The 25,886-nt window shown below is 35.7% G+C and carries 26 protein-coding genes and 1 other annotated feature; of the genes, 3 read left to right on the plus strand and 23 right to left on the minus strand.

Going from position 1 to position 25,886, the window contains the following annotated elements:
* Positions 1-51 precede the first annotated feature (51 nt).
* The 12 genes from nagB to IGI65_RS12955 all read right to left on the minus strand — a co-directional run bounded on the left by nagB (position 52) and on the right by IGI65_RS12955 (position 13,155).
* Positions 52-753 (minus strand): glucosamine-6-phosphate deaminase, encoded by a 702-nt coding sequence (nagB, locus tag IGI65_RS12900; RefSeq protein ID WP_071864541.1) that lies wholly within the window; start codon positions 751-753, stop codon positions 52-54.
* Positions 754-1,126: 373 nt separating this feature from the next.
* Positions 1,127-1,321: a CsbD family protein gene (locus tag IGI65_RS12905; RefSeq protein WP_084035468.1), complete on the minus strand. Its 195-nt coding sequence runs from the start codon at positions 1,319-1,321 to the stop codon at positions 1,127-1,129.
* A gap of 107 nt (positions 1,322-1,428) precedes the next feature.
* Positions 1,429-2,595 (minus strand): class C sortase, encoded by a 1,167-nt coding sequence (locus IGI65_RS12910; RefSeq protein WP_438774291.1) that lies wholly within the window; start codon positions 2,593-2,595, stop codon positions 1,429-1,431.
* 85 nt (positions 2,596-2,680) lie between these two features.
* Complete coding sequence (locus IGI65_RS12915; protein ID WP_438774292.1) at positions 2,681-4,546, minus strand: pilin N-terminal domain-containing protein; 1,866 nt, start codon at positions 4,544-4,546, stop codon at positions 2,681-2,683.
* Between the two features lie 16 nt (positions 4,547-4,562).
* Complete coding sequence (locus tag IGI65_RS12920; RefSeq protein ID WP_438774293.1) at positions 4,563-6,023, minus strand: SpaH/EbpB family LPXTG-anchored major pilin; 1,461 nt, start codon at positions 6,021-6,023, stop codon at positions 4,563-4,565.
* Positions 6,024-7,193 carry an MSCRAMM family protein gene (locus IGI65_RS12925; RefSeq protein ID WP_438774294.1) on the minus strand — a complete coding sequence of 390 codons (1,170 nt, stop codon included), beginning with the start codon at positions 7,191-7,193 and terminating at the stop codon, positions 6,024-6,026.
* Positions 7,194-7,281: 88 nt separating this feature from the next.
* Complete coding sequence (locus IGI65_RS12930) at positions 7,282-9,219, minus strand: hypothetical protein (RefSeq protein ID WP_438774295.1); 1,938 nt, start codon at positions 9,217-9,219, stop codon at positions 7,282-7,284.
* A gap of 487 nt (positions 9,220-9,706) precedes the next feature.
* Positions 9,707-10,078: a 50S ribosomal protein L7/L12 gene (gene rplL, locus IGI65_RS12935; protein WP_095007038.1), complete on the minus strand. Its 372-nt coding sequence runs from the start codon at positions 10,076-10,078 to the stop codon at positions 9,707-9,709.
* 54 nt (positions 10,079-10,132) lie between these two features.
* Positions 10,133-10,636, minus strand: coding sequence for a 50S ribosomal protein L10 (gene rplJ / locus IGI65_RS12940; protein WP_071864534.1), 504 nt, complete (start codon positions 10,634-10,636; stop codon positions 10,133-10,135).
* 36 nt (positions 10,637-10,672) lie between these two features.
* Positions 10,673-10,804: a sequence feature (ribosomal protein L10 leader region), on the minus strand.
* A 54-nt stretch (positions 10,805-10,858) separates the two neighbouring features.
* The gene (gene rplA / locus IGI65_RS12945) at positions 10,859-11,548 is read right to left on the minus strand and encodes a 50S ribosomal protein L1 (RefSeq protein WP_071864533.1); all 690 of its coding nucleotides are present in this window, start codon (positions 11,546-11,548) and stop codon (positions 10,859-10,861) included.
* 101 nt (positions 11,549-11,649) lie between these two features.
* Positions 11,650-12,072, minus strand: coding sequence for a 50S ribosomal protein L11 (gene rplK, locus IGI65_RS12950; protein WP_071864532.1), 423 nt, complete (start codon positions 12,070-12,072; stop codon positions 11,650-11,652).
* Between the two features lie 360 nt (positions 12,073-12,432).
* A complete protein-coding gene (locus tag IGI65_RS12955; protein ID WP_438774296.1) occupies positions 12,433-13,155 on the minus strand; it encodes a glucosamine-6-phosphate deaminase in 723 nt (240 codons plus the stop codon).
* Between the two features lie 228 nt (positions 13,156-13,383).
* Here IGI65_RS12955 and sdaAB point away from each other — a divergent pair, with 228 nt between their 5' ends.
* Together sdaAB and sdaAA are read left to right on the plus strand one after the other, a co-directional pair.
* On the plus strand, positions 13,384-14,049 hold the full coding sequence (sdaAB, locus tag IGI65_RS12960) for an L-serine ammonia-lyase, iron-sulfur-dependent subunit beta (protein WP_071864530.1): 666 nt from the start codon (positions 13,384-13,386) through the stop codon (positions 14,047-14,049).
* Positions 14,050-14,062: 13 nt separating this feature from the next.
* A complete protein-coding gene (gene sdaAA, locus IGI65_RS12965) occupies positions 14,063-14,935 on the plus strand; it encodes an L-serine ammonia-lyase, iron-sulfur-dependent, subunit alpha (RefSeq protein ID WP_438774297.1) in 873 nt (290 codons plus the stop codon).
* A gap of 60 nt (positions 14,936-14,995) precedes the next feature.
* On the opposite strand, the gene IGI65_RS12970 is transcribed toward sdaAA, so the two are convergent.
* Together IGI65_RS12970 and IGI65_RS12975 are read right to left on the minus strand one after the other, a co-directional pair.
* Positions 14,996-16,609: an ABC transporter permease gene (locus IGI65_RS12970; RefSeq protein ID WP_438774298.1), complete on the minus strand. Its 1,614-nt coding sequence runs from the start codon at positions 16,607-16,609 to the stop codon at positions 14,996-14,998.
* A gap of 8 nt (positions 16,610-16,617) precedes the next feature.
* Positions 16,618-17,499: an ABC transporter ATP-binding protein gene (locus IGI65_RS12975; RefSeq protein ID WP_412256879.1), complete on the minus strand. Its 882-nt coding sequence runs from the start codon at positions 17,497-17,499 to the stop codon at positions 16,618-16,620.
* 190 nt (positions 17,500-17,689) lie between these two features.
* Here IGI65_RS12975 and IGI65_RS12980 point away from each other — a divergent pair, with 190 nt between their 5' ends.
* Entirely contained in the window at positions 17,690-18,283 is a 594-nt protein-coding gene (locus IGI65_RS12980) for a TetR/AcrR family transcriptional regulator (RefSeq protein WP_438774299.1), read from the plus strand.
* A 263-nt stretch (positions 18,284-18,546) separates the two neighbouring features.
* On the opposite strand, the gene IGI65_RS12985 is transcribed toward IGI65_RS12980, so the two are convergent.
* The 9 genes from IGI65_RS12985 to nusG all read right to left on the minus strand — a co-directional run bounded on the left by IGI65_RS12985 (position 18,547) and on the right by nusG (position 25,820).
* Positions 18,547-19,407 carry an alpha/beta fold hydrolase gene (locus tag IGI65_RS12985; protein ID WP_438774300.1) on the minus strand — a complete coding sequence of 287 codons (861 nt, stop codon included), beginning with the start codon at positions 19,405-19,407 and terminating at the stop codon, positions 18,547-18,549.
* Between the two features lie 303 nt (positions 19,408-19,710).
* Positions 19,711-20,889 (minus strand): SIS domain-containing protein, encoded by a 1,179-nt coding sequence (locus IGI65_RS12990; RefSeq protein WP_438774301.1) that lies wholly within the window; start codon positions 20,887-20,889, stop codon positions 19,711-19,713.
* A 39-nt stretch (positions 20,890-20,928) separates the two neighbouring features.
* On the minus strand, positions 20,929-21,660 hold the full coding sequence (locus IGI65_RS12995) for a GntR family transcriptional regulator (protein WP_438774302.1): 732 nt from the start codon (positions 21,658-21,660) through the stop codon (positions 20,929-20,931).
* Between the two features lie 172 nt (positions 21,661-21,832).
* Complete coding sequence (locus IGI65_RS13000; RefSeq protein ID WP_071864523.1) at positions 21,833-22,873, minus strand: PTS system mannose/fructose/sorbose family transporter subunit IID; 1,041 nt, start codon at positions 22,871-22,873, stop codon at positions 21,833-21,835.
* The gene (locus tag IGI65_RS13005; RefSeq protein WP_016171301.1) at positions 22,863-23,669 is read right to left on the minus strand and encodes a PTS mannose/fructose/sorbose/N-acetylgalactosamine transporter subunit IIC; all 807 of its coding nucleotides are present in this window, start codon (positions 23,667-23,669) and stop codon (positions 22,863-22,865) included. The genes IGI65_RS13000 and IGI65_RS13005 overlap by 11 nt, the downstream gene beginning before the upstream one ends.
* Before the next feature lie 27 nt (positions 23,670-23,696).
* On the minus strand, positions 23,697-24,179 hold the full coding sequence (agaV, locus tag IGI65_RS13010) for a PTS N-acetylgalactosamine transporter subunit IIB (protein WP_071864522.1): 483 nt from the start codon (positions 24,177-24,179) through the stop codon (positions 23,697-23,699).
* A 43-nt stretch (positions 24,180-24,222) separates the two neighbouring features.
* Entirely contained in the window at positions 24,223-24,510 is a 288-nt protein-coding gene (gene yajC, locus IGI65_RS13015; protein WP_071864521.1) for a preprotein translocase subunit YajC, read from the minus strand.
* Between the two features lie 3 nt (positions 24,511-24,513).
* Positions 24,514-24,948, minus strand: coding sequence for a PTS sugar transporter subunit IIA (locus tag IGI65_RS13020; protein ID WP_438774303.1), 435 nt, complete (start codon positions 24,946-24,948; stop codon positions 24,514-24,516).
* A gap of 326 nt (positions 24,949-25,274) precedes the next feature.
* On the minus strand, positions 25,275-25,820 hold the full coding sequence (nusG, locus tag IGI65_RS13025; RefSeq protein WP_071864519.1) for a transcription termination/antitermination protein NusG: 546 nt from the start codon (positions 25,818-25,820) through the stop codon (positions 25,275-25,277).
* Between the last annotated feature and the right edge of the window lie 66 nt (positions 25,821-25,886).

Here is a 25,886-nt window from a genome sequence, read left to right on the forward strand (position 1 = left end):
TTATTAGGAGCGGTACATTTGGAATCTGTCTTTTTGTTACAATTTTAATTTTTATAATTTACTTGCTGCGGCATCATCGACAATTACGACAACATCTGGATGATTTTGAAGTGCTGAAGCAGGTAAATCTGTTGTTACTGGTCCATCAACCATACCTTTAATCGCATCGGCTTTATCTGCACCATAAGCCATTAAGACCATTTTTTTACCTTGTAAAATTGAACCAATCCCCATTGAAACAGCTTTTGTTGGAACATCTTCTACTTTATCAAAGAAACGTTTATTAGCTTCAATTGTTGATTCTGTTAAATTAACAACAGAAGTTTTACTGTCTAGTGGTGTACCAGGCTCGTTAAATCCAATATGACCATTACGCCCAATACCTAAAATTTGGATATCAATTGGATGTGTGGCAATCACATCATCATAACGTTGGCATTCTGCTTGTAAATCTTCAGCTTTACCATTTGGTACAAAAGTTTCTTTAAATGGTTTTTGATTAAATAAATTTTCGTTCATAAAGTAGCGATAACTTTGTTTATCTTCGCCACCTAAACCAACATATTCATCTAAGTTGATTGATGTCATATTTGAAAAATCAAGGTCACTATTTGTCATTTCTTGATACAATGTAATTGGCGTACTTCCTGTTGCTAAACCTAATGTATGAATACCATCTTTCATGGCTTGTTGAATAATTTCAAAGGCTTTTTTTCCGCCAGCAGCGGCATCTTTTACGCGGATAATTTCCATTTCGATAACCTCTTTCTACGCTTGTTTGGTATAGCCCAATTATAGCACCAGTTTTTCATTTAATCAAGAATTGTCTAGACCAAATCTATCTATTTTTAAAAATTTCTAAATTTTATTTTTATCTAATATTAAATTCAAATCTTTACGAGTAAATCCCTTCAACATGCGTACAAATTAAACCTATTTCTTAATCGAATACGAAAATTACTTTTCCCCTATTCCCCATAAAATTACACTGCTTAAGTTTTATTGCATACATGCGTACTTACGCTAAAGTTCACTATCGAAAAAAGGTTGTGGTAAAAGCCGCTTCTGTCGTATCGTTTATTAAAAAAAGGAGGTAGGACAAAATCTTGTCCTACCTCCAAATTAATTATTTTTTATCGTCTTTATCTTTTTTATCGAATAATTTGTTAATTTCACCGGCAACGTTGTCTTTTAAATCTTCAGCTTTTTCTTTTAATTTGCCAGCTTCTTGTTGCACTTTACCTTTTAATTCTTGTGAATCATCACCTGTTGCTTTACCTGCTGTTTCATTTACTTTACCTTTAACTTGATCTTTATCCATCATTGTATCCCCCTTATTCTTTACTACAAATTAAGTGTAGCAAAAATATAAGTAACTGCCCAATAAAACAGCTTAAAACAATCAAAAAATTAAACAAATTAACGGAATTATGATTTATTTTCTATGACAAAATCAGATTGCTTTTCCCAGTTACTCTTTGCAGTTGACAATGAAAAACGTTCATCTGTCACTTTTTGAATGCGAATCTTTAGATTACCTGCCTTAGATTTTAAGACATATTTGCCACCTTTCATCGCTTCAATCTGGAGTTCGCCTGCTTCATTAGTAACGGCTTTTAAAGGCTCACCTTGACGGGTAATTTGGCGTTTTCCTTTACGATCATAGACCGTAAAGGTTAAGTCAGAAAGCGGGGTACCATCTTTTGTAGCAGTGAATAATAACAAATAGCGCTTTTTAGCAATTGATAATGTTTTGGCATGTTTTATAATCGCGGTCACTAATAATCCAAGGAACAAAAGCGTGCCGACAATAATTAAGATAACTCGTAATAATTGATAATCATCTGCACGTTGTAAGTTCTTTGCCATCTTCGGTGTATAAGGGATGCGATGTCCTCGCACTAATAAACGGTGACTATTAATCATATAAGGCGTACATGTCAATAAAGTAACTAAATCTTTATCCTTTTCAATTAACAAGTCTTCAGTCTCTGTTGGCTCCACTACTTTTAGTTGATCGATTTCATAAGTTAACGTGCGCTTATTAATTTCAATAAAGAAGACGTCACCTTTTTTCAAATCCGGCAAATCGGTAAATAATTTAGCCGAAGGTAAGCCGCGGTGGCCAGAAATGACTGCATGGGTGCTTTTGCCACCAGTCGGATAGGAGGTTCCTTCTAATAAAGAAGTACCTTTGGCTAGAAATAAATCATTTGTGGTATCAAAAATTGGTAGTTTTATTTTGATTTTCGGAATGTTTACAATACCAATGGTGTGTTGTTCAAAATATGTTTTCGCTGGCTTTGCTGGTACTTTTTTCTCTTTGATCTTTTCAGACCAAGGATCTGCACCAGGATTACTGCCTTCTTTAGCTAATTTTTTATTTTGACTTTCCATTTTTGCTTGTGCAGCTTGCATTGCTTCTTCATTTTCATGATTTGCTTTTGCTTGGTAGTAATCAATAATTTGCTGATCTAAAAATGTATTCACTGTATCACTAACAAAAGGATAACAAAGCGCCCCAATGCCAAAAAGCAATAAGAGACCCATCAAAATATCCAAAACAGTCCATTTCCATTTTCTGGCTTTTTTCATGACACGCATCCTTACTTAAAAATCAGGACAGAGAAAAATCTCTGCCCTGTCTTAATTGTCTTAGTGCAACATAAACAAAAATTATTTACGCTTCAGTTTGTTTGCGCCCTTTAGTAAAGTAGAAGACTGCGATACCAGCCGCAACTACACCAGCCGCAATAATGAAGTAAATTCCAATACTACCGGTTGAAGGGAGAGTACCTTTGGATTTATTATCAACTTCCATCGCTGTCTTACCGTTATCTGCAACAAATCCAAAACTACTTGTTGGTAAAACATAACCTTCAGGCGACTTTGTTTCAACTAATTCATATTTGATTTCATCACCTCCTTTGTCCGTTTTAGCTAAACCGTCAACTCTAAATTCGCCTTTGTCATCAGAGCTTAAAACAGTTGCTTTCTCTTGGGTATCTACCCATGAGATTTCACCGTCTGTATTTAACATGAATTTATCGCCCGATTTAACTACAAACTCAGCACCTTGTAAGGTTTTACCAGAAACTAAATCTTTTTTAACAAATGAATGGCCGTACGTTTTAACAGTATCTTTATCCGTTTTAGGAGTAAAGTTATTATTAAAAGTAATCGTATTATCAATACCTTCACCAAGTTCAGTTTTCGGTTTTAACTTCATATCAACTGTAAATGTGATTTTTTGACCAGCATAATTAACTAACTCTTTAGGATCAAAACCTACAGTAAAAGTATTATTTTCTGTATCACTTTTGTATGTTGGATTAACATCATTAACAGGTGCATCGTTAATTTTGACAGATTTTAAAATAGCCAATTCATCTGAAATTAATTCTAGGTTTGCATTATAGTTATCCACTAATTTAAATTCTGTATAATCACTAATATCATTAGGAATTAGTTGGGTAATAGTGAAGGTCACTGTTTGACCAATATCTAAATCATTATCATTCGCTTTTTTAGTTGGTGCTGGAACTTTGTAGTTGTAGGCTTTGGCTTTATTACCTTCTTCTTCCCCTTGATTAGCATTAAAATAGTGATACGTAATTTTCATATTGTCATCAACTATAGCTGTAACAACGTCTTTTTTTCCGTAATGGTAAATTTCAGCTGCTTCATCTTTTTGTTTTTCTGAAGTCGAAACACCACTATCAATTTCTGAGAAAATATATTTCCCAGGTTTTAAAGTTAAACTAGGTACAGAAACTAAGCCATCCTTATCTGATGTAATAATTTCTGCCTCTTCTTCACCTGCAGTAAAGGCACCATCTTTGTAATAGTATCCAGAGTCATTTCTTAACTTAAATTTTGCTCCTGGTAAAGTTGTCGCTGCACCTTTTTCATCAACACCATATTTCGTGAATCCTAAGTTCAACGTTTTCACTTCATTTTTAGGATAAACATGAACAGTATCTAATTTTTTAGCTGTAGCTTCATCATAAACTGGTAGTCCTAAAATGAAATCTTGACTCTTTTCACTTACAACTCCCGCAGGTTTTGTCGTTTCAACAAAACGATAAATAGCCTTTTCGCCATTTGAGACAACAGGTAACGCCTGTGTTGAATCACCATCTTTATCAGTCAAAGCAAAAACGGTTGCTTTTGTAGATTCTGTTGGTAAATCTGCTTTAATGGTTGCCTCAATCGCTGCTTTTTCTTTAGCTTCATGGTCTCCATTAGCAGCTTCATAAGCTGCCCAATAGGTACTCGTCATATCATATGCTGTAAAGCCCGCACCTTCTAAAGCTGTTCCACCAAAATCTGTCATTTCTTTACCGGTATTTTTTTTCAGATCTTTTGAATCTTGTGGATATTGATCATCACTAAACTGTCTTTTGTGAATGGTGACGTTTTGTGTTTCAGCTGGTGTTTCTGTTGTCCCTCCCGCCGCTTTCGCCACTTGTCCCATACCTAGTCCTAATGGCAATAATAGTGCTAGTGTAGCTAGTGCACCAAATAATTTTTTCTTGATTTTCATCTTCTTTAACCCCTTCTTATTCTTTTCCTTTTTTATTGCGAACAAACACAATCACAACAACCAAAATTATGAATGCGCCGAACCAAACTAATTTACTATTTGCCATATCATTTGTTTTTGGCAAAAGACCTGTATTCGGTTTTTTAGTCTTAGGAATTTCGTTACGTTGCGCGGTATTCACAACTTTCAAAATTCCTTCTTTTTGTTTATAACTGGAGGCAGTTACTTTAAAAGAAATTTTTTCATTACTTTTCACATAACCACTCGGAGCTTTTATTTCCTCTAACTGATAAGTACCATAAGCCAAGCCTCGAATTTCAAATTCACCATGTTTATCCGAAACTAGTTTGATGACATTTTTATTCGTAGCATTTTTGTCCCAAGTAAAGCCATGTTTAGCTTGGGTTAAATATTCACCTTTATTATTGGTGATAAGAAATTCTGCGCCTGATAATTTTTTAGTATTATCATAGGCATCGACTTTTACAAATCGTTTGCCACTAGTTTTAACAAAGACATCTTTAACAATTTTATCGCTGTCTGTGGTAAGAAAAGCTCTGTTCAAAATTTCACTGTCTACTTTATTTTGACTAATCAAAGTATCTTTATAGGTAATGGCAATTGTTTTGCCTTCATAAGGAACTAATTTTTTTACGTCATTAAAAAGTAATTCAAAGCCATGATCATTTATGCTTTTTTCATAAAGTGAAGATATATCCTCACCATCAATTGTGACTGATAAACTTTCTGGGTTAAATTGGAGTGCTTCATCAGCCTTATCCAATACTTTAAAAAATGTGTAATCTGTCAAATCATGAGGAATCGTCGCTTCAACAGAAAAAGGAATGGTATCACCATAACTATAGTCTGCTTTTTCATTTCCAATCGTTTTTGTAAACGTAGGATGATCCGCAGTTTTTCTTTCATTTTTTGGGTAAAGATGAATTTCATTTAACATTTGACTACCGTCATAGACTGGTAAGACGACAACCAAATCTTTGCTTTTTTCTTTAATATAATCTGGTGTTTTTGCTTCGTGGAAAAGATAGACTGCATCTTTTCCAGCTACATTATCAGATTTTCCTGGTAATGAAAAAATGAGCATGCCATCTTCGCCATTAACAGTAGCAGTAATTCCACTTGCCACTTTTTGATTATTTGTTCCTATTTCGGCTAGTTTTTCTTGTGCTTGTTCAACTGTTGCTCCCTGTTCTCGCAGTTCATAGAACTCTTTCGAAACATCAAAAACTGTAAATGTCACGTCATTTAAACCATGATATTCTTTTAACAAATTGGCATGTTGATCATCAACGCGACCAGTATTCGGGGTATCTTGCGGTTGTTGACCTTCTGGAAAAACAATTTTATGCAAAATAAATTGGACTTGCGTTGCCTGTTCTTGCTGTGCAGGTGCCATCCCCATTAATAGCGGCAAAAACAAAAGCATACTTGTAAGGGCTAGTAAAATTTTTTTCATTTACGCTTCCCCCTTACTTTTATTGCGCAAGAAGTAATATCCTACACCTACAATAAGTGCTGTGATTCCCGCACCATAAATTAACCAAACGCCAATACCACCTGTAGCAGGAAGTGGTACTTTAGGTTTGTTAGGAACGTTGAAAGAAATTGTATTGTCAGAAATTTCAATGTTCGTTAATATCTTGCTATCAGAGCTTAACTCTCCACTATCATCAATTTTAAATGAAACTGATTTTTCCAGTTTATAATACCCCTGAGGAGCTCTTATCTCAGTTAACGTGTATTCCCCTGGAAGAAGATTTTTAGCTATAAATTTAGAGTCATTATTTGAATTTTCTAGTGGAATCACATTATTGTTTATATCTTTCAACTCAAATTCTGCGCCTTTTAAAGGATTTTGCTGATCATCAATTTTGGTAAAGTTTAAATTATATAACTTGTGTTTATTTATGAAATTAGCATTTTCGTCAAGAGGCGATCCATTTTCCCAACTAATAAAAAGTGTATCTCCATTTTGTTTTACTTCAAACTCCCAAGATATTTTCCCATTTTGACCCAATTCGTAACCATTAGCAGTTTTAGTTTCTTCTAATGTATAATGTCCTAAGGTTAGGGATTCAAAACTTACTTTCCCGTCTTCACCAGTCGTTACTGTCTGTGGATTTTGATCGTTTTTTGTAAGTTTAAAGATAACATTAGATAATGGTTGTTTCTTTTCATTGACTTTAGTGAAATTCAAATTTGTCGTTAACAGTTCATTAGTTACAATTTTAGTACCATTTTCATCACTACAAACTGGCGCTTTATAGCCAGGCACTGAAGTTTCATCCCTATCAAAAACTTCTACCACACGATACTCAATGGCTTTGTTATCTTCATAAGTAGGTAAAGAAGTAAATGTTGACTTCAATTTTTCATCAGTCGCAGTAGAGCTAATAAAATAGCTCTTATCTTCTACATTTTGCCAATTTTCATCGCTATCTGTTTTCTTTTGTAGTTGTAACTTAATATCTTTACGTAAACTAGTATTTCCATTTTCATTGGTCCAACGTTTTTCAATTGGGATATCGATTGATTTTGGTTTAACATATGTCACTACCTCGTTGGTTGAGTGCTTAAATAAAATTTCTTCATTGAGTAAAAAATTAACTGTTGCTGTATTCGGCATATCAATTTGCTTATTTTGAGTATCAGCTGCTGTAAAAGCATCGTCAACTTCAACGTCTACTCTAAAACTTAAGCCTACTCCATCAAAATCAATTTTTTTTTAAATCTTCACCAGTAATATTTATACGAAGGTCATAACGATTATTGGCATTACGAGTTATGGGTAGTGAATTTGTTAAATTAAGCTTTTCGCCATTTTCTTGTAAAACATAAAGTCCTACGGGTTTTACATACTCAGGTAGTTCATCTATTAATTGAATAGTATCTGGACGCCCGATTGATTCATCTGAACTATACAATGGTTGATTAATGAAGTATGAATGTTTCTTTGGAGAAGTGGTTAATATATCATTCAAAATTTGATTATCAAGTTCATCCTTAGTTCGATTTTTCCAGTTTGTATTCTCGGTCACAGTTTTATTTGGTTTACCTGGATCAATGGGAACTAGTACACTACTCATAAATGAAGTCCAAGAACGACTTGCTAATGAACCAATGGTATAAGTACTTCCATTTCCAACTTTATTATTGTCTATATTAAAGCTTACCGCTCCGTTTACGTAACCAGGGGCCGCTAGATTATCGTCAAACCAATCTCTACCGTAATATGCTTTTTGGGAATCATATGGATAACTACTCCTAGTGCCCTTGGGAACTTTCCCATAGGCCAATGCTGTATCTTTAGTTAAATAAGATTTCGTATCATAATTTGGAAAGACAAATTCTGGACCTTGTCCATCATTATAGTTCAAGGAAGCAAAGGTAAGAAATGTATCCGCCTTATTAATCTCAATAGGATTTGAATCTTTTATAAATTGGAAAGAGATATCCATACCTTTGATATAGTCATAAACCATACCGGAATACAATGAGGTGGCGACATCAATAACTGGATTTTTTAATTCAGTCCAGCTAACTTTATCAGCTGGAATAATATTTTTTATTGTTAACTTCGCCCCCACTGGTTCTTTATTATACGTACCAATGTTCGGGTAGGTAATGGTTATGGTAGCGTTTTTTGCTGCGGTAGTACTTTTGAAAACAACTGATTTTGCACCATTTACATTACCATAATCTGTAAATACTTTTGTTTTGTAGTCATCTAGATTACCGTAGTTTGCTTTTGCACCATTTTTTGATTGCAGTGTATAATCTGTTGTACCATCCACCACAATCTTTACTTGATTAAGTGGATTATCAACAGTGTTGCTAATTACCAATTCATTTGCTTTAGGAATCTCTCCACCAGGTGTTACAGTTCCACCTAGAGTCACAGCCGCACTCCGTGTAATTTTTTGCGGTACTCCTGTTTCTTCATATTTCTTTTCAGCATCTTTTTTAGCTGAATCCACAGTTGCTTCGTCAGCGTCACCTAGATCTTTAACTTCACTAGTAGTTTCTTCACCGGTAGCAGAACTCTCTGTTGAACTTCCATCATTTGATTCTTTCGTAGCTGAAGTCATGGTCTCTTCAGTTGAAGTTTGAGTTTCATCATTTTCTTTGATATTAATAGGATATTCTTTTGTAAAAAGCGTTGTTTGCTCATCCATTTGATCAGAAGCTGCATTAAACGCCACTTTGAAAGTTAATGCACTTACTACTGGCGTAGAAAATTCAATTTTATAATTTTTTTCTGTATTTGAAGGTTTTCTTTCAAATACTGTAGCGTAATCTTTTTCTGTTTCTTTTGAAATGACCGTTAAATGATCAGTTGCTTGATTTTCTTCGCTAAGAGTGGGTAAAATACTCTTGTTTTTTTTGTCTTTTAATGAAAATAAAAATTGAGTTGCCTTTGTAGCTGATTCTTTGTCAATATTCAGTTGCCATATAATTTCATTTTCATTTGTCTGATAGGAAAGACTTGCTTTTCCATACTCATTGTCAAACAATTGTCGGACATTACTCCCACTATCATTCGTTAACGCAATAGCGGTAAGTCCATTAATGAAAAATTGAGCAAACGGTAATAGAACGATAAGGATACTAAAAAAAACAGCTCCCTTACTCCTCCAAACTTTCTCCTTCATTATTTCTACTCCTTCATTTAGTGCATGTTCCCATTGTATGGAGGATATCTATTATCTACAAATTCCAAAAAGAACATTATTTTTACTTTTTTTGACAAATAAACCGTTTTAAATTTTTCCATTAAAAATAAACGTTATTTTAATAATTACAATCTGTCAGATTAAATTGATATAGATACTCTTGGACTATATTGATAAAAAAATAGACGTTATGCTTATTTTTCTAAAATTAAGAATAATACAATTCCTAATAACGCAATTATTTTGAATTAATTTGATAAATCATCATAATTCAAAAAATAGCTCTATTATTATAATAAATACTATTTCTTCACCTCTTCCAATAAATCAGTTTTTACCTAGCTTTTGGATTATTTTTATTAGTTATGTAAATAAGTAGACTTTTTTTAAAAGAATTGTTGAACTTCAAAAAAACACAAAAAAACCGAGACCCTATAAGGATCTCGGTTTTTGAAATAATCAAAGATTATTTAACTGTTACAGATGCGCCAACTTCTTCAAGTTTGCCTTTCAATTCTTCAGCTTCTTCTTTAGAAACTGCTTCTTTGATTGGTGCAGGAGCGCCATCAACTAATGCTTTAGCTTCTTTCAAGCCTAAGCCAGTTGCTTCACGAACTGCTTTGATAACTTTAACTTTTTGGTCGCCAGCTGCAGTTAATTCAACAGTAAATTCTGTTTGTTCTTCAGCAGCGCCACCAGCTGCACCAGCTGCTGCTACAGCTACAGGAGCTGCTGCAGATACGCCAAATTCTTCTTCGATAGCTTTAACTAAGTCGTTTAATTCTAAGATTGTCGCGCCTTTTAGCTCTTCGACAATGTTTTCGATATTCAATGCCATGATTGATTTTCCTCCAATTTAGGTTTTGTAATTTTTATTTAGATTATGCGGCGCTTAGGCTGCATCTCCATCTTTGCTTTCTGCAACTGCATTGACAGCGTAAGCCACGTTGCGGACTGGCGCTTGTAGTACAGATAGCAACATAGATAATAGACCTTCGCGGTTTGGTAATTTTGCCAAAGCTGTGATTTCTTCTAGAGAAGCCACTTTACCTTCGATGATACCGCCTTTTAGTTCTAGTGCTTTTGCGTCTTTAGCAAATTCGTCCATGATTTTCGCTGGTGCAACTACATCTTCGTTACTAAATGCAACGGCAGTAGGACCTGTGAAAACTTCGTCCAAACCTTCTAAGCCGGCTTGTTTGGCAGCGCGAGAAAGGATAGAGTTTTTGATAACTTTCATTTCAACGCCTGCTTCACGCAATTGTTTACGTAAGTTTGTTACTTCTTCAACTGTTAAGCCACGGTAATCAGCGATTACTACAGATGCGGCTGCACTGAATTTTTCAGCAACTTCGTCCACGATTTGCGCTTTTTTAGCGATTGCTGCTTCACTCACTTGTATTTCACCTCCTGATTTTGATGAACAAGGATTTAAGGCAAAGAAAAAAGCCTCTCCTTGTCACCGTAGACATAGAGGGACTATTGAATGTTTTCCAATAAATGTCCTCGGTAGGAAATTAAGACGTACGTCACCTACTGTCTTCGGTACAGTTAATTATTAACCTTGACTACCTTACCATAGATAAGATAGTCAAGTCAATGTTTAAATTACAATTAATTAAAATGAAGCTTGGTCAACGTGAACACCAGGACCAAATGTTGTTGTCACTGAAATGTTTTTAATGTATTGACCTTTAGCAGCTGATGGTTTAGCTTTCACTAACACATCGTTAATTGTTTTGAAGTTTTCAACTAATTTGTCATCTTCAAATGAAACTTTACCGATTGGCACATGTACGTTACCAGCTTTATCAACGCGGTAAGTAACTTTACCAGCTTTTACTTCGTTAACAGCTTTTGTAACGTCCATTGTAACAGTACCAGTTTTAGGGTTAGGCATTAAACCTTTAGGACCTAAGACACGACCTAATTTACCAACAGTCGCCATCATATCTGGTGTTGCAACTACAACGTCAAAGTCAAACCATCCACCTTGGATTTTTTGAACCATGTCGTCGTCGCCTACAAAGTCAGCGCCAGCAGCTTCTGCTTCTTTTGCTTTTTCACCTTTAGCGAAAACTAAAACAGTTTGTGTTTTACCAGTACCGTTTGGTAATACAACAGCACCACGGATTTGTTGATCTGCTTTTTTAGGATCAACATTTAATTTGTAAGCAACTTCAACCGTTGCGTCGAATTTTGCGATATTTGTTTCTTTTGCCAATGCAACAGCTTCTTCAACTGAATAAGCTTTAGTTGTATCAACTTTTTTCAATGCTTCTTGCATTTTTTTGCTCTTTTTAGCCATTTTGTTTCCTCCTTGATGTGGTTATAACGGTAGAACCTCCCACGTGTCTCGTATTTTTCAATAGCGAGCGAACTGAGAAGCTACTTCCTCAGGGTGTAGAATTATTCTACAGTGATCCCCATGCTTCGTGCAGTACCTTCGACCATGCGCATAGCAGCTTCTAAGTCAGCAGCGTTTAGGTCAGCCATTTTAGTTTCAGCGATTTCTTTAACTTGATCACGCGTAACTTTTGCAACTTTTGTTTTGTTTGGTTCGCCTGAACCTTTTTCAACACCGGCAGCTTTTTTCAATAAGACTGCAGCTGGTGGTGTTTTTGTGATAAATGTAAATGAACGGTCTTCATATACAGAGATCACAACTGGAATGATTAAACCTGCTTGATCAGCAGTACGGGCGTTAAATTCTTTGGTGAAGCCCATGATGTTGATACCCGCTTGACCTAGCGCAGGACCTACTGGTGGAGCTGGTGTTGCTTTACCTGCAGGAATTTGCAATTTAACGATTTTTTCTACTTTCTTTGCCACGAGACATACCTCCTTGAGTCCGTGATGTGGTTAATTGGAGATGCATATTTCCCCTCCCACGTACTTGGTTCTTTTAATCGCAAGCAAATAAAAATACGAAATAAAAGACCAATAAAAAATGCGTGCCTCAAAATAAGCGTAAGTTTACGCACACTGAAATATTATAGCAAGAATTTTAGAAATTGCAACGAAATTTTACTCAATTATTGCTAAAATTCACAAAGAAACGCTAATTTTAATGAATAGTTTAAAAGCAAATCCTAATTTTTATTTACAAAAAAACTTTCCTATTTTCATTTTAAAAAAAACTTTCCTATTTTCATTTAAAAAACATCTGAGAAATAGGAAAGTATTTATTTACTAATCCTTCAATTCACTTGCAGCTTCTTCATCTAATAAAAGCGTCAAATTAGGATGTAACTGTAAAATGGAAGAGGGAACCGCTTCTGTCACTGCGCCAAAGAAAGCTTTTTTGACAATTGCCGCTTTTTTCTTCCCATTGGCAAACATAACTAAATGTTTGGCTGCCATCACACTTTTTGGCCCCATCGTATAAAACTCATTTGGCACTTTATTTATATCCCCGTCTACTTCTGCTGCTAAAGCTTCACGAAGCGCTTTGTCTTTTGAAATATCAACAGCATATGTGTTTGCTCCGAATTTTGTCCAACCAGGTAAATTTCCGCAAAAATGGCCGTCACTTCCGATTCCCATGAGGATTAAATCTAAGCCACCAGCCTTTTTGATTCGTTCATCTTGTGTTTGCCAGTTTGAAGCATCTAAAGGGTGAATTTGCTCTTCTTTTATTTCTGCTGGTGAAAAAAATAGATTATCTAAATTACGCATAGTAACCCCGTAACCGTTACTATTGGCAATAGGTATTTCATCAAAATTGTAATAATGAACATTTTCGTAATGCGGACGTCCTTTTACTTGCGGTACCATAATTTCATATAACCGTTTGGGGGTATTGCCTGCTGTAATTGCCAAATTTACTCTACGGTCTTCATTCATGAGACCTAATAAAATATTGGCTGCAACTTGACTCATAGCTTCATAGTCTTTTTCAATAATCAATTTCATCGCTATTCCTCACTTTCTTGTAATGAAAACGCTTTACTTAATAAGTATATCGTAAAATGATTGCCTCGTGTTAACTTATTGTGGTTTTTGATTTTTTTTGCTATTATTGCGCCAGTTCAACTCATTCTAAATTTTAAAAAACTTATCTTTTTTATAAGAATTTCTGGCTTAAAAATCGTTATTTTTATGTTAGACTACAAATGCAGAAAATAAAAACGAGGTGTCATAATGGAACAGCTGAAATATCGTAGTGTTTTTGACATTATTGGACCTGTAATGGTGGGACCTAGTAGTTCTCATACTGCTGGTGCAGCTAGAATTGGTAAGGTCATTCGCAGTATTTTTGGTGAGCAACCAGACAGCGTAGATATTTATTTATATGAATCTTTTGCAAAAACGTATCGTGGCCATGGAACTGATATTGCTCTAGTAGGTGGATTATTGGGGATGGAACCAGATGATGAACATCTCGCTGACTCTTTAAAAATCGCCTATGAACGCGGCATGGAAGTTTACTTTATTCCTAAAAGTGAAAAAGCAGAACACCCTAATTCAGTAAAAATGGTTCTGCATAAAGATGGACGCACATTATCTGTAACGGGTAAATCCATTGGTGGTGGTAATATTCAGATTTCTGAACTAAACGGCTTTAAAATCTCCCTTTCAATGGGTACGCCAACTTTTATTACCGTTCATCAAGATGTCCCTGGTATGATCGCCAAAGTGACAAATATTCTCTCTGAACGCGGAGCAAATATCGGAACAATGACTGTCACCCGCGAGTCAAAGGGTGAAAAAGCCATTATGATTATTGAAGTAGATGAACCACAACCAGGTATTTGTGAACAACTAAAAGCGTTAGATTACATGTACACGGTTAATTATTTTGATTAAGGAGTAAACGCGCATGTTTTATACGATTGCGGATTTAGTGGAACAAGCACAAGCTTATGATTCCGTTGCGGATTTAATGATTGCAACTGAAATGGAAGTTACAGGACGTAAAAAAGAACAAATTATTGCTTTAATGGAACGCAATTTAACGGTTATGGAAAATTCTGTAGCAGAAGGCGTAGCTGGAGTAAAGTCTGTTACCGGACTTACCGGTGGTGATGCTAAAAAAATGGATGAGTACTTAAATAATGGCAATTTTTTAAGTGGCGAAACGATTTTAACCGCTGTCCGCAATGGGATTGCGGTGAATGAGGTAAATGCCAAAATGGGCCTAATCTGTGCCACGCCTACTGCAGGTAGTGCTGGTGTAGTTGCAGGTGCTTTATTAGCAGTCCGAGAACGCTTAAACTTAAGTCACGAAGAGCAAGTCAACTTTTTATTTACAGCGGGCGCTTTTGGTTTAGTTATTGCCAATAATGCTTCTATTTCTGGTGCTGAGGGTGGTTGTCAAGCAGAAGTCGGTTCTGCTAGTGCCATGGCCGCTGCGGCTTTAGTCTGCGCTAACGGTGGTACTGCTCATCAAGCTGCCCAAGCAGTTGCCATTACTTTAAAAAATATGATGGGTTTAATTTGTGATCCAGTTGCAGGATTAGTGGAAGTTCCCTGTGTAAAACGTAACGCATTGGGATCATCACAAGCTTTTATTTCCGCGGATATGGCATTAGCCGGAATTGAAAGTGTTATTCCGCCTGATGAAGTGGTAGCAGCAATGTATCAAGTAGGACGTCAAATGCCATCTATTTTTAAAGAAACAGCTGAAGGTGGCTTAGCCACAACGCCTACTGCCCAACGACTACAAAAAGAAATTTTTGCCAAACAAGAGTAAAATGAACAAAATAAAAAAACGCATCCTCCTAGTAAAAGGAAAGGATGCGTTTTTTATTACTTAAGCCGTTTCTTGTAAATCACGTCTATTATAACCAATAAACCCGAAGACGATTAAAACACAACTGATTGCTGTAATCAATAAAAAGCGTGTCAAATCAAAATCAGCTACTGGTAGTTGGGGTAACCATTTTAATGCAGAAGTATTATTAAACCAATCAGGCAAATCCAAAATACCACCAAAATAGCTTAAAGCAAAAGAGTAGCATAGATAAGCATAGACAACTTTACTAAGTTTTGGCGCGAAGCCAAGACAAAACGCAGTTAAACCAATAAAGAATAAAACGACAGGTAATAAATTGAAACCTGCTTCAAAAAATTCTTGTAAAGGCATGCTATCAGCTTTTTTCATAACACTTACCGCCGTAGCACCTAAACTATAAGAACTAATAAATACACCTAACACACCACTAATGATAGCAACGAAAAGCGCAGTAGCATAGAGTTTAAAGCGAGATACTTTCGTTGCAAAAATTTGACTCATCCGGCCGTGACTTTCTTCATTAAACAACTTATTTACTACAGCAATTGGTAAAATAGCAACTAAGGCAATCATTACCATCATAATCGTCCCAGTAAAAGATTCCGCTAAGCTCCCACCACTATGAACAAACATTTGTTTAATTAATTCGTTACCTTCCATAAAGGTTTGCATGTCTTGATAGACAGAACCATAGGCTGCTCCAATTACGGCAAAGCCAATTAACCAACTCATCACAACAGTAAAATTAATTCGGACATACCAACCCGGTACAGAAAGTAGTGATTTCCGCGCGTTTTTCCGCCCTTCTTTTTCTGGCAAGAAGCCTGCATTATAATCACGTTTCCCTTCTAAAAAGAAACTAAACCAGAGGACAAACAGACTAAAGATGAAGCCAATCGCTAAATAAAACCAATTATTCTGTGTAAAAGGATAAGTTAGATAAGTCCAGCCTAATGGATTTAATTTTGATAGATCTGCATTATTAATATCTGTTGCTGCTCTAAGAAGATACAACAATCCAATAAAACCAAGACTAGTACCAATTGCGCCACTTGCAGTGGGCATAATTTGAGCAAATAGTAACCCAAAAACAGCACCTAAAATACCCGCTAAGGCGATGGAAAAACCAAACAACATGCTGCCATTAAAATTAATACTATCAGTCTGAAAAGAAGTCATTAAACCGCCTATAAGCATACCTAAACCCAAATTAATCAATAAAACTTCCACTAAAACGGCTAAAGAATTTGCTTGTCGCCCTACCCGAAAAGAACGAATTAATTCTGTTAATCCTTGTTCTTCTTCCTTACGGGTATGATTAATCACATGAAGCGCACTTAAAATCAAAGAAAATAGTCCACAAAACAGCAGCATTTCATTGGCATACATCGCACCAATCGTATAATCATTAGCATTTGCAATCGGTGTTGTCCCAATCATCGCAATCATCGCCGGATTTTGCATTGTATGGTACATACCGACTAACCCTTGCCCTTTTGAAATTTCTTCAAAAGCGGAAACAAAGCCACCGCTAAATAACCCTAACCCTAAAAGCCATACACAAATCTTTTTCCAATCACGTTTTAAAAATTGGAGGAATAACAAGTTCCATTGTGAAAATTTTTCTGCCATTTTCGCCATCACCCTTCGTAGTGTCTAATAAATAAATCTTCTAGTGTCGGCGGTACAACTTCAAACTTTTCAACGTTTAATTTAGCTACAGCTGCCAAAATAGTGTTCAAAGATTTGTTATCAATCGCAAATCTAACTTCTTGCCCTTTTTGCTGAAAATCATAGACACCGTTTAACTTAGCTAATTCACCAACATTTCCTTTGGCAACAAGCGTAAGGGTCGAACGCGTTAAATGGCGGAGCTCTTGTAGTGTACCTGTTTCAACTATTTTTCCTTCACGAATGATCACGACTTTATCAGCTAAACGCTCTACTTCACTTAAAATATGTGAAGAAAGTAAAATTGACTTGCCGGCATTTTTTATCTTCTCAACTTCATCTTGAAAAACAGCTTCCATTAAAGGATCTAAACCAGAAGTAGGCTCATCTAAAATATAAAGATCAGAATCCACTGATAAAGCGGCAATGAGACCAACTTTTTGGCGATTTCCTTTTGAATAACTTTTCGCTTTTTTACGTGGATCCAACTCAAATTTTTTAATCAAGTCATCTCTTTTTTTAAAGTCAGCACCACCATGTAATTTCATAAATAAATCAATAATTTCACCACCAGTAAGATTGCCCCATAAAGCCACATCCCCTGGTACATACGATAGACGCTTATGAATTTCAATACTATCTTGCCAAGCATCTTTGCCAAAAACTTTTACACTACCCGCATCTTTTTGCAAAATTCCTAAAATAGTTCGAATAGTAGTTGATTTTCCCGCACCATTTGGGCCAATAAATCCAACTACTTCCCCTGGAGCAACTGTAAAACTAACATCTTTTAAGGCTTGGAACTTGCCAAAACTTTTTTGCAAGTTATTAATTTCAATTAACTGCATCATTTTTAAGACTCCTTTTTCCATTATTTGCTAGCGGAATTTTTTGAACTAATTCTTTATTACGAGTTCAATATTATGTTTTCGACTAAAAAATGTCAATTAAAATCCACCAGTTTTTGAACTATTTTTTCATTTGCAGTTTAAAATCATTTAATTATAATAGAGATAGCGATTCTAGTTAGGAGGTGTGGCAGTGAACGGCTTTGAAAAGCGAACAGAACAAAAAAAGCAAATAGTATTACAAACTGCATTTGATATTATGAATAGTGATGAAGGCAGTAATGCGTTAACAATTGATAAAATTACGCAATTAACCAAAATTTCAAAAGCGACCATTTTCAAATACTTTCAATCCAAAGACAATTTAATTAAAGTAGTATTTAAAAATTTTATGACTCAAATGGCAAATGACGCCAAAGCAGTAGTAAAACAAAACAAATCGTTTGCTGAAACTTTTGCGGCATTAACACAATTAAAAATCGATCATCTCAACTGCGTCACCAAACAATTTTATTTAGACTTAATGGCTTGCTATACCCAAACAGAAGATCAAGAACTCGCTACCTTTATGGCAAACTATGCCAAAGAAAGCAATCAGGTTTTACTAAACTTGTTTCAAAAGGGCCGTGTTGAAGGTGCTGTCGATCCTAAGTATACAGATGAATTTCTCTTTATCTATATCGAATCCCTCATCGCTGGCGTTTCAGATGCTTCAATTTACAGCCGCGCATTACCTTATATTGAAGAATGGAGCGAAGTCTTATTAAAAGGCTTGGCACCACAATAAGAAAATTAATTTGAACTGACTTCAAGTTGTGATAGTTTATATATTTAAAAAGGTATGTTACTAAACAAAAGCTATCCTTCCACTTATGAAAGCAAAAATGAGGTATGACAAAAATCTTGTCATACCTCATTTTTTTCAAATAAACAACTCGCTCAAAGCATTTCTTAGTAAGCTGAGATTAAAAAAGTTAACCCACAATTTTCGTAAAATTTCTTTTATTGTTGCAGCTAGCAACTACTATTACAACTTATTTTTAACTTCTATTATTGCGGCCATAAAAAATTCGCCACAGCCTGATCGACCGCTTTATTTTCATGCAACTGACTATGTTGGGCATTGGCACCATAAAATATTTTACTTGTCACTTTATTGGTTTGACTTAATAAGGCATTGACACTTAATGCGCTTGTTAAGGGGACGGTACCATCACTAAAATTATTTTGATCCAGTTGTCCTGCCAAAAGCAATATTTGAATTTTTTGGTCCAGATTGCCGACTAAATTTTGATAATCTTGATAACGGCTAGAAACTTCATTGGGACCATTTTTTAGTAAGTCTGCAACAGATTGACTCTCGCTGGCATCTAAAAAATCGTTAAATGGTGCGCCTATTGCCACAAATTTTAAAATCTGTGGTTGCGTTTCATCATTAGGATAAGTCATCAAATAACGTAGCCCTGAAACACCACCCATTGAATGTCCAACTAAATTCACTTGATTAATGCCAGCTTTTTTTAAAGTTGCTAAACAATTATACAACCACTCCGTTTGTGACCATTCATTATTTTTGTTATCTTCAAACAACACCTGAATTAAGGGATTGTCTTTTTTACCACTTAGCTGTCCTATCAGCGTAACTTCTCCGGCTGGTGAAACTTTCATCAGCACCTCTTTTTTAGCAATATCCGATTTTTCCAATCGTTTTAACATACCGCCAAAAGAATTTTCAGTGCCACTGTAGCCATGAATAAATAAAGTGGGAACAGCTGATTTTGTTTTTTTTACTACGGTTGTCTCTTCCTTTTTTTCAGGCTTAGCTTGAGCAGAATTAGAAGAGGTTTGTGCAGTATTCCCACATCCAGCTAAAACCAATAAAAAAAGCCCTATTATAAACAATTTTTTCATCGTCTCACATCCTCTTCTTGCATTATACGCCAGTCTTTTAAACAAAGAATAAATTCTTATTTTTTTATTGAATTTTTATCATCCCCGCACGTTTACAGTTCTTCAGCTTGCAGGCAAGAAATCAAAATTTCAATCAATCGCTCTTTGAATTTTATATGATTATAGCTTAATGTCCTAGCGTACTAGCTTATCCAATTACCTTAATCTCTTAGTGTTATCTCTTATAATAATCATTAAATTTACGTATATAAAAAAGCTGTGACAAGGTCCTTGTCACAACTTTTTAAACTTATTCATAGTGATTTACGCTTCAAAAGGATGAATCGTTACACCTTTTACCACACGGTTCACTGTTCCTGTTGGTGATGGTGTATCTGGCGTATTGCCAACTTTAATTGAAGAAAGAAGTGAGACTGTTTGTGCGACCATTAAAAATGGCAAAGCAGCATAGCCATCAGGTAACTTCTCCTCACTTGAGTTAAACACAAAATTAGCACCGCTAAAATTATTTTCGCTATTTTTTTGGCTAATCCCTAAAACAGAAGGCGCAATTTTATCTGCATAAACTTCTTCTAAAATATCGACATCGTATTGGCGCGTATAGTCATCGTTATTAACGAACACAAACACAATCGTCTTTTCATTAATAAAAGATTTCGGACCATGACGAAAGCCCATTGAAGAATCAAAAACGGTCGCCATTTTACCAGCCGTAAGTTCTAAGACTTTTAAGGAAGCTTCTCTAGTTAAACCAGCCAAACTGCCTGAACCAAGATAAACAATACGATCAAAATCCAAATCAACAATTTTTTGTACTTCATCTTCTCTAGCAATGGCCTCATTTCCTAGTGTTGCCATTGACTTCACATACGTTTCTTTTATCGCAAGATCATTTTTTTCATCAAATAAAAGTAACGCGGTAAGTGCCATGCAAGAAAAGCTGCCTGTCATTGCAAAGCCTTGATCATTGGCGTGAGCTGGCATCATTAACAATAAATTATGTTCATCGCCACTGGCTGCTTTTGCTAATTGTCCTTCGGGGGCACAAGTAATGGTAATATGTCTTAAGTTTTTCACATATTTATTAGCCACATCCACTGCCGCAACACTTTCAGGCGAGTTTCCACTACGGGCAAAAGAAACTAGAATCGTCCAGTCATCTGGGTGTAAGTATTCCGCAGGAGAAGCGACAATATCGGTTGTGCCAATACTTTCAAAAATGAAATGACGGCTATCTCCAACTTTATTTAAATAAGGTTTTATCGTATCCCCAACATATTGAGAAGTTCCGGCACCGGTAAAGACAATTCGTACTTTCCCCACCGCCGCTTTTTTTACTTCTGTTAAAAAAGCATTTATCCGTTCAATATTTTCTTTATAATAAGAAAAAGCTTCCTGCCATAATTCTGGCTGTTGCTTAATTTCACGAGTAGTGATTTCTGCTCCCATTTTTGTTAGCTCTTCTGTTGAAAACTGAAACATGTTTATCCTCCTTTAAACATTTGAATATCTCGTTTAATTTTATTGTTGTGTATTTTGATGAATAATTTTATACCGAAACTGATCTGCACGGGCAACACTGTACGTAAATTCAATGATTTCATTGGCTTGATTATATGTTTTACGCATTAAAGACAATACTGGAGCCCCTTCTCGAATTTCTAAAAAAGGCGCATCTTTTGGTCGGGCAATGTTAGCAAAAAGTTCTTCTTCTGCCACTTTGACCACCTCGTGATAATCTTCTTTGAAAATATCATAAAGTGCTTTATGCTCTAAATCTGCTTTGGTCAAATTTAAAAATTTATTCAATGGTAAATATGTCCGTTCTAACATTAACGGTTCACCATCTGCACTTCTTAATCGTTTCATTTTAATCAGCTTCATCCCTAGCTTGCCGTTAAACTGATTAGCCAAAAATTTATTGGCTTCAATTTTTTCAAATTCTAAGACAGCGGTATGAGGCGTCCGTCCTAAAGCTTTCATTTGTTCGGTAAAGCTATACATTCCTTGTAAATTGACACTAGTGTCTTTTAAATCAGAAACAAAAGTCCCCTTACCGTGCTGGCGATAAATATAGCCGATTTTTTCTAATTCTTGTAAAGCTAAACGAACCGTTGTCCGACTCAATCCATAAAGATCAGATAATTCTCGCTCAGAGGGTAACATTGTATCGGCTTCGTATTCGTTTTCAATTTTTTCCTTTAATAATTCAACAAGTTGATCGTACAAAGGCTGTTTTTTTGCACGCGTCATAGAATACCTCCTCACAACTGGTTACTACCACAATATGAGTTTATCTTCTTTTTAAGTCCAAGTCAATAAAAACAACAAATAAAGCGCTTATATTTTTCAAATCATCTAGACCACATGTAAAAAAAATACCACTTATCATGTGAGAATAAGTGGTATAATTTATCAAAGTTTTTTAAGGCCAGATATTTGGCCAAATACCAAACCCAGATCCGACTAAGCCGATTACCAATAACAACAAGATACATTTTAATGGTGTCCAGCCGCGTTTTGATAATAAGAAGTATAAAAGTAACGTCATAGCTAGTGGAATCATTTGTGGTAAAATACCATCTAAGATTTTTTGAATATCAATGGTTACAGGAGTCGTTTCATTGCGATTAAAAGTTACTTCAAAATCGCCTGAAGGTAATTTCACAACGCCTAAAGCTTTTTCGCCTTCAGCAGCATCTTGAACATCTTCTGTCAATTTACCATTTTCATCTTTTTTATAAATATATTCATCATACTTGTGTTCTTCTCCGGCCGGCACAACCGTTGTAACCGAATGAACAGTATTTGTTTCACCATTTGGAATTTGAACATCAACTTTTGTTGCACCATAAACACAAGTTAATGATCCAACAACGAAGATACCTAAAATACTTGCTGCCCGCGTAAACTCTTTGGCATTTTCTGTTAAGATGCCAATTGCATCGGTCCCAAGTTTATATGACCAATTCATTAAGAAGAAACGCAATGCAAATTGAGCAATATTGAAAACAAGCAAGAAAATGAATGGTGCAGCTACATTTCCGCTAATTGCCATATTGGAAGTGATACCAGCTGTAATTGGTACCAAAGTAAACCAGAATAGTGCATCCCCAATCCCACCTAAAGGACCCATTGCAGCCACACGAACGGCCCGAATAGTCGGAATATCTGCTTTATTTTGTTCTAGTGATAAAACAATCCCCATTACAAACGTTACTAAAAATGGATGGGTATTAAAGAACTCCAAGTTATGACTCATAGAAGCGGCTAAGTCATCTTTATTTTTATGGATTTTTTTCAAGCCTGGTAAAATACCGTACAACCAACCGCCAGCTTGCATCCGTTCATAGTTAAAAGATGCTTGTAAGAACAATGAACGCCAAACCATTTTATTCAATGTTTTCTTATCAAGTGTTTCACCCACCGATTGATCTTGATACGTATCTGGAATATTATATGCCATCTTCGTCACCTCCGAAGTCATTTGCATTGGCTGTGGCAGTTTTGAATTTAGATTGGATTTGGTAATCCCAGAAAGCTAACGCAAAACCGATAAATGCCAAGATAATCAAAGCAGGACCAGACAAGCTTGGCGCTGCCATTACGATTGTTGCTAGACCAAAGCCCATGAAGTAAAAGCCCCACATATCGCGAGAAACCATTACTTTTAATAAGATTGCAAAACCGACATAACGCATCATGCCCCCAGCAGCTGATAAACCTTTCATCAACCATTCTGGAATTGCACTAACAACTTGTTCCCCAAAAGTTGCACCACCGATAAAGAATAAGACAACGATTAAACCAAAGATGGCACCAATTGCTGCCATAGCTAAATAGTTAATGCGGTCAATTCCTTTAGTATTGGCATCATGAGCATAATTATCTGCTACTGACATTACAGGTGACATGGCAGAGAAAATCAAAGTTACAGCGTATTGACCTAATAATGAAAATGGAATTGCTGTTGCAACTGCCGCTGTTGGTTCTAATTTCAATGTGATAGATAAAATGGCAGCCATAATTCCGCCGATAACGGCATTAGGTGGCTGTGCTCCACCAACTGGCATATTCCCGATGGTCATCAACTGATACGTACCACCAACGATTAAACCTGTTTGTAAATCCCCTAAAATAAGACCAATTACCATACCTGTTACAATTGGTTGATATAATGATTCCAAGAAACTGAATTGATCAATAGCGGCGATAAATGTCACCAAAAAGACCAATAAGATCTGAATGAAATTATAATCCATTCTTAAACTCCCTCCTTAAGCTCTCGCTTAGTTGAATAGTTTGCTACTGTCTTCTACTGCTGTTGTTGGTACGCGACGTATTTCTAGTTCCACCCCTAAATCTTGCAATTTTTTAAAGGCTGCAACATCTTCATCATCCACGGCCACAGTGGTAGCAACTTGGCGTTTTCCTTCTGCCATGTGCATATTTCCAATATTTAATTTTTTAATTGGCACGCCTCCTTCAACTAATTTCAAAACATCTTCTGGATTTTCAGCAATAATGAAAATCTTTTGCTTTGGTGAAGCCTTATGGATGATATCGATCGTTTTTTGGATCGAGAAATACCGTGTTTGAACACCACTTGGCGCTGCCATATCCATTAAACCTTGGCGTACTTTGTCTCCGGCAACTTTATCATTGGCCACTAAAATTAAATTAGCTCCTAACGTTCCGTTCCATTGTGTTGCCACTTGCCCATGAATTAAGCGGTTATCGATGCGTGTTAATAAAATATTTGGTTCTGACATAATAATTCCTCCTAAAATAGTTTCGTTTGTATGTTTTTTAGCGTTATTTCACGATTTCTGAGATCGCATACCGGGAAACCTCAATGATTGTGCCGGATTTCACTTCAATATCAACTGTTTCTTTTTTTTGATTGATGACTTTGACGGTACCGTAAAGACCATTAGCAAATTTTACTTCTTGACCAGGTGCTAGAGATTGGTGCAATGTTTTAAAGTGCTCTTTTTGTGATTTCATACCGCGAGCACCAATAAAATAATAAATAATAGCAAAAGCGATTACAAAAACTAACACCACAATTGAAGCACCTAGAATACTGTTCCAAAGATTCATAAGCTAAATCCCTTCTTCTTCTACATCATCTTCTTCATGAAAAACTAATTGTGGATGTACCACACCAGTCTGACCTGCAGTTACAGCATCTTCTACTAATTGTGCTAAATCTGTGCTGGCATAACGTAATCCAATTGTTTCGATTAACATCGGCAAATTGGCACCAGCTACAACTTCAACATTTTCAAAGTCTTGCGCTGCAATCATCGCTGTTTTAAATGGTGAACCACCAAGTAAATCACTGAAAACCAAAACGCCTTCACAAGTATCGCTTAGTGTTTGGATTGCATTTTTAATCCTTATTTCAAAATCATCGATATTTTCACCATCAGTAAAAGCTACGACTTCAAAAAAATCCGGCTCACCTGCAATCATCTTTAAAGCCCCATAAAGCCCCGGTGCAAATGAACCATGACCAGTTAATAAACAACCAATCATTTTATCGCCTCCTTCAAATTAAAACGTTACTCATCTGGTAGTAACCACAAACCAATTATAAAAGCGCTAACATTTTCTGTCAAGAAAAAATTTGAACTTTAAAATAGCAGCGGTAAATCTGATAAAACAAGTAAATTTAAGCTGTTCTCTTTAAAATAAAAAACAAATTTCATAATTTATCAGGTATTTTTTTCAACTTTTAACTGGTTATAACCATATAAAAAGTAAAACCAGAATTAATTATATCGTCATCCTCTCACAAAAAAAGATTTTTACAAAAAAAGACTGTGACATAGCCATGTCACAGCCTCAAAAGTTTAAAGATATTAAGATAGACTATCCACTTGTTCAAAATCTAATTCGGTACTTGTTTCTCGTCCAAACATATCGATATTTACTTTTAATTTTTGTTTTTCATCATCGATTTCAGCCACTTGGCCTTCTAAGCCAGCAAAGGCACCTTCAATAATCTTAACAGTATCCCCAACATTAACTTCCAAATCACTTGTTCGTGTACTCATACCAATTGAACGCAAAATATGATTGATTTCTTCTTGTAGTAAAGGTGCAGGTTTACTTCCGGCACCATGGGAGCCGACAAAACCGGTAACACCAGGTGTATTTCGCACGACATACCACGATTCATCAGTCATAACCATTTCCACTAAGACGTAGCCTGGAAAAGTTTTATGAACAACTTCTTTTTCTTTGCCGTTCTTCAATTCTTTTTCAGTTTCTTCTGGGACAACAACACGAAAAATAAAATCGCCCATACCCATACTTTGTGCCCGTGATTCAATATTTGCTTTGACTTTGTTTTCATAACCCGAATACGTGTGTAGCACATACCAGTTTCTTTCAAATGATTCCATTTGTTTGGCTCCTTTTGTCTAAAATAAAAAAACCTCAGTTGCCCGAAGTTTTTTCTTCTTAGCTAT

The organism is Enterococcus sp. DIV0755b (assembly GCF_051713765.1).
GTDB classification, from domain to species: domain Bacteria; phylum Bacillota; class Bacilli; order Lactobacillales; family Enterococcaceae; genus Enterococcus_C; species Enterococcus_C canintestini.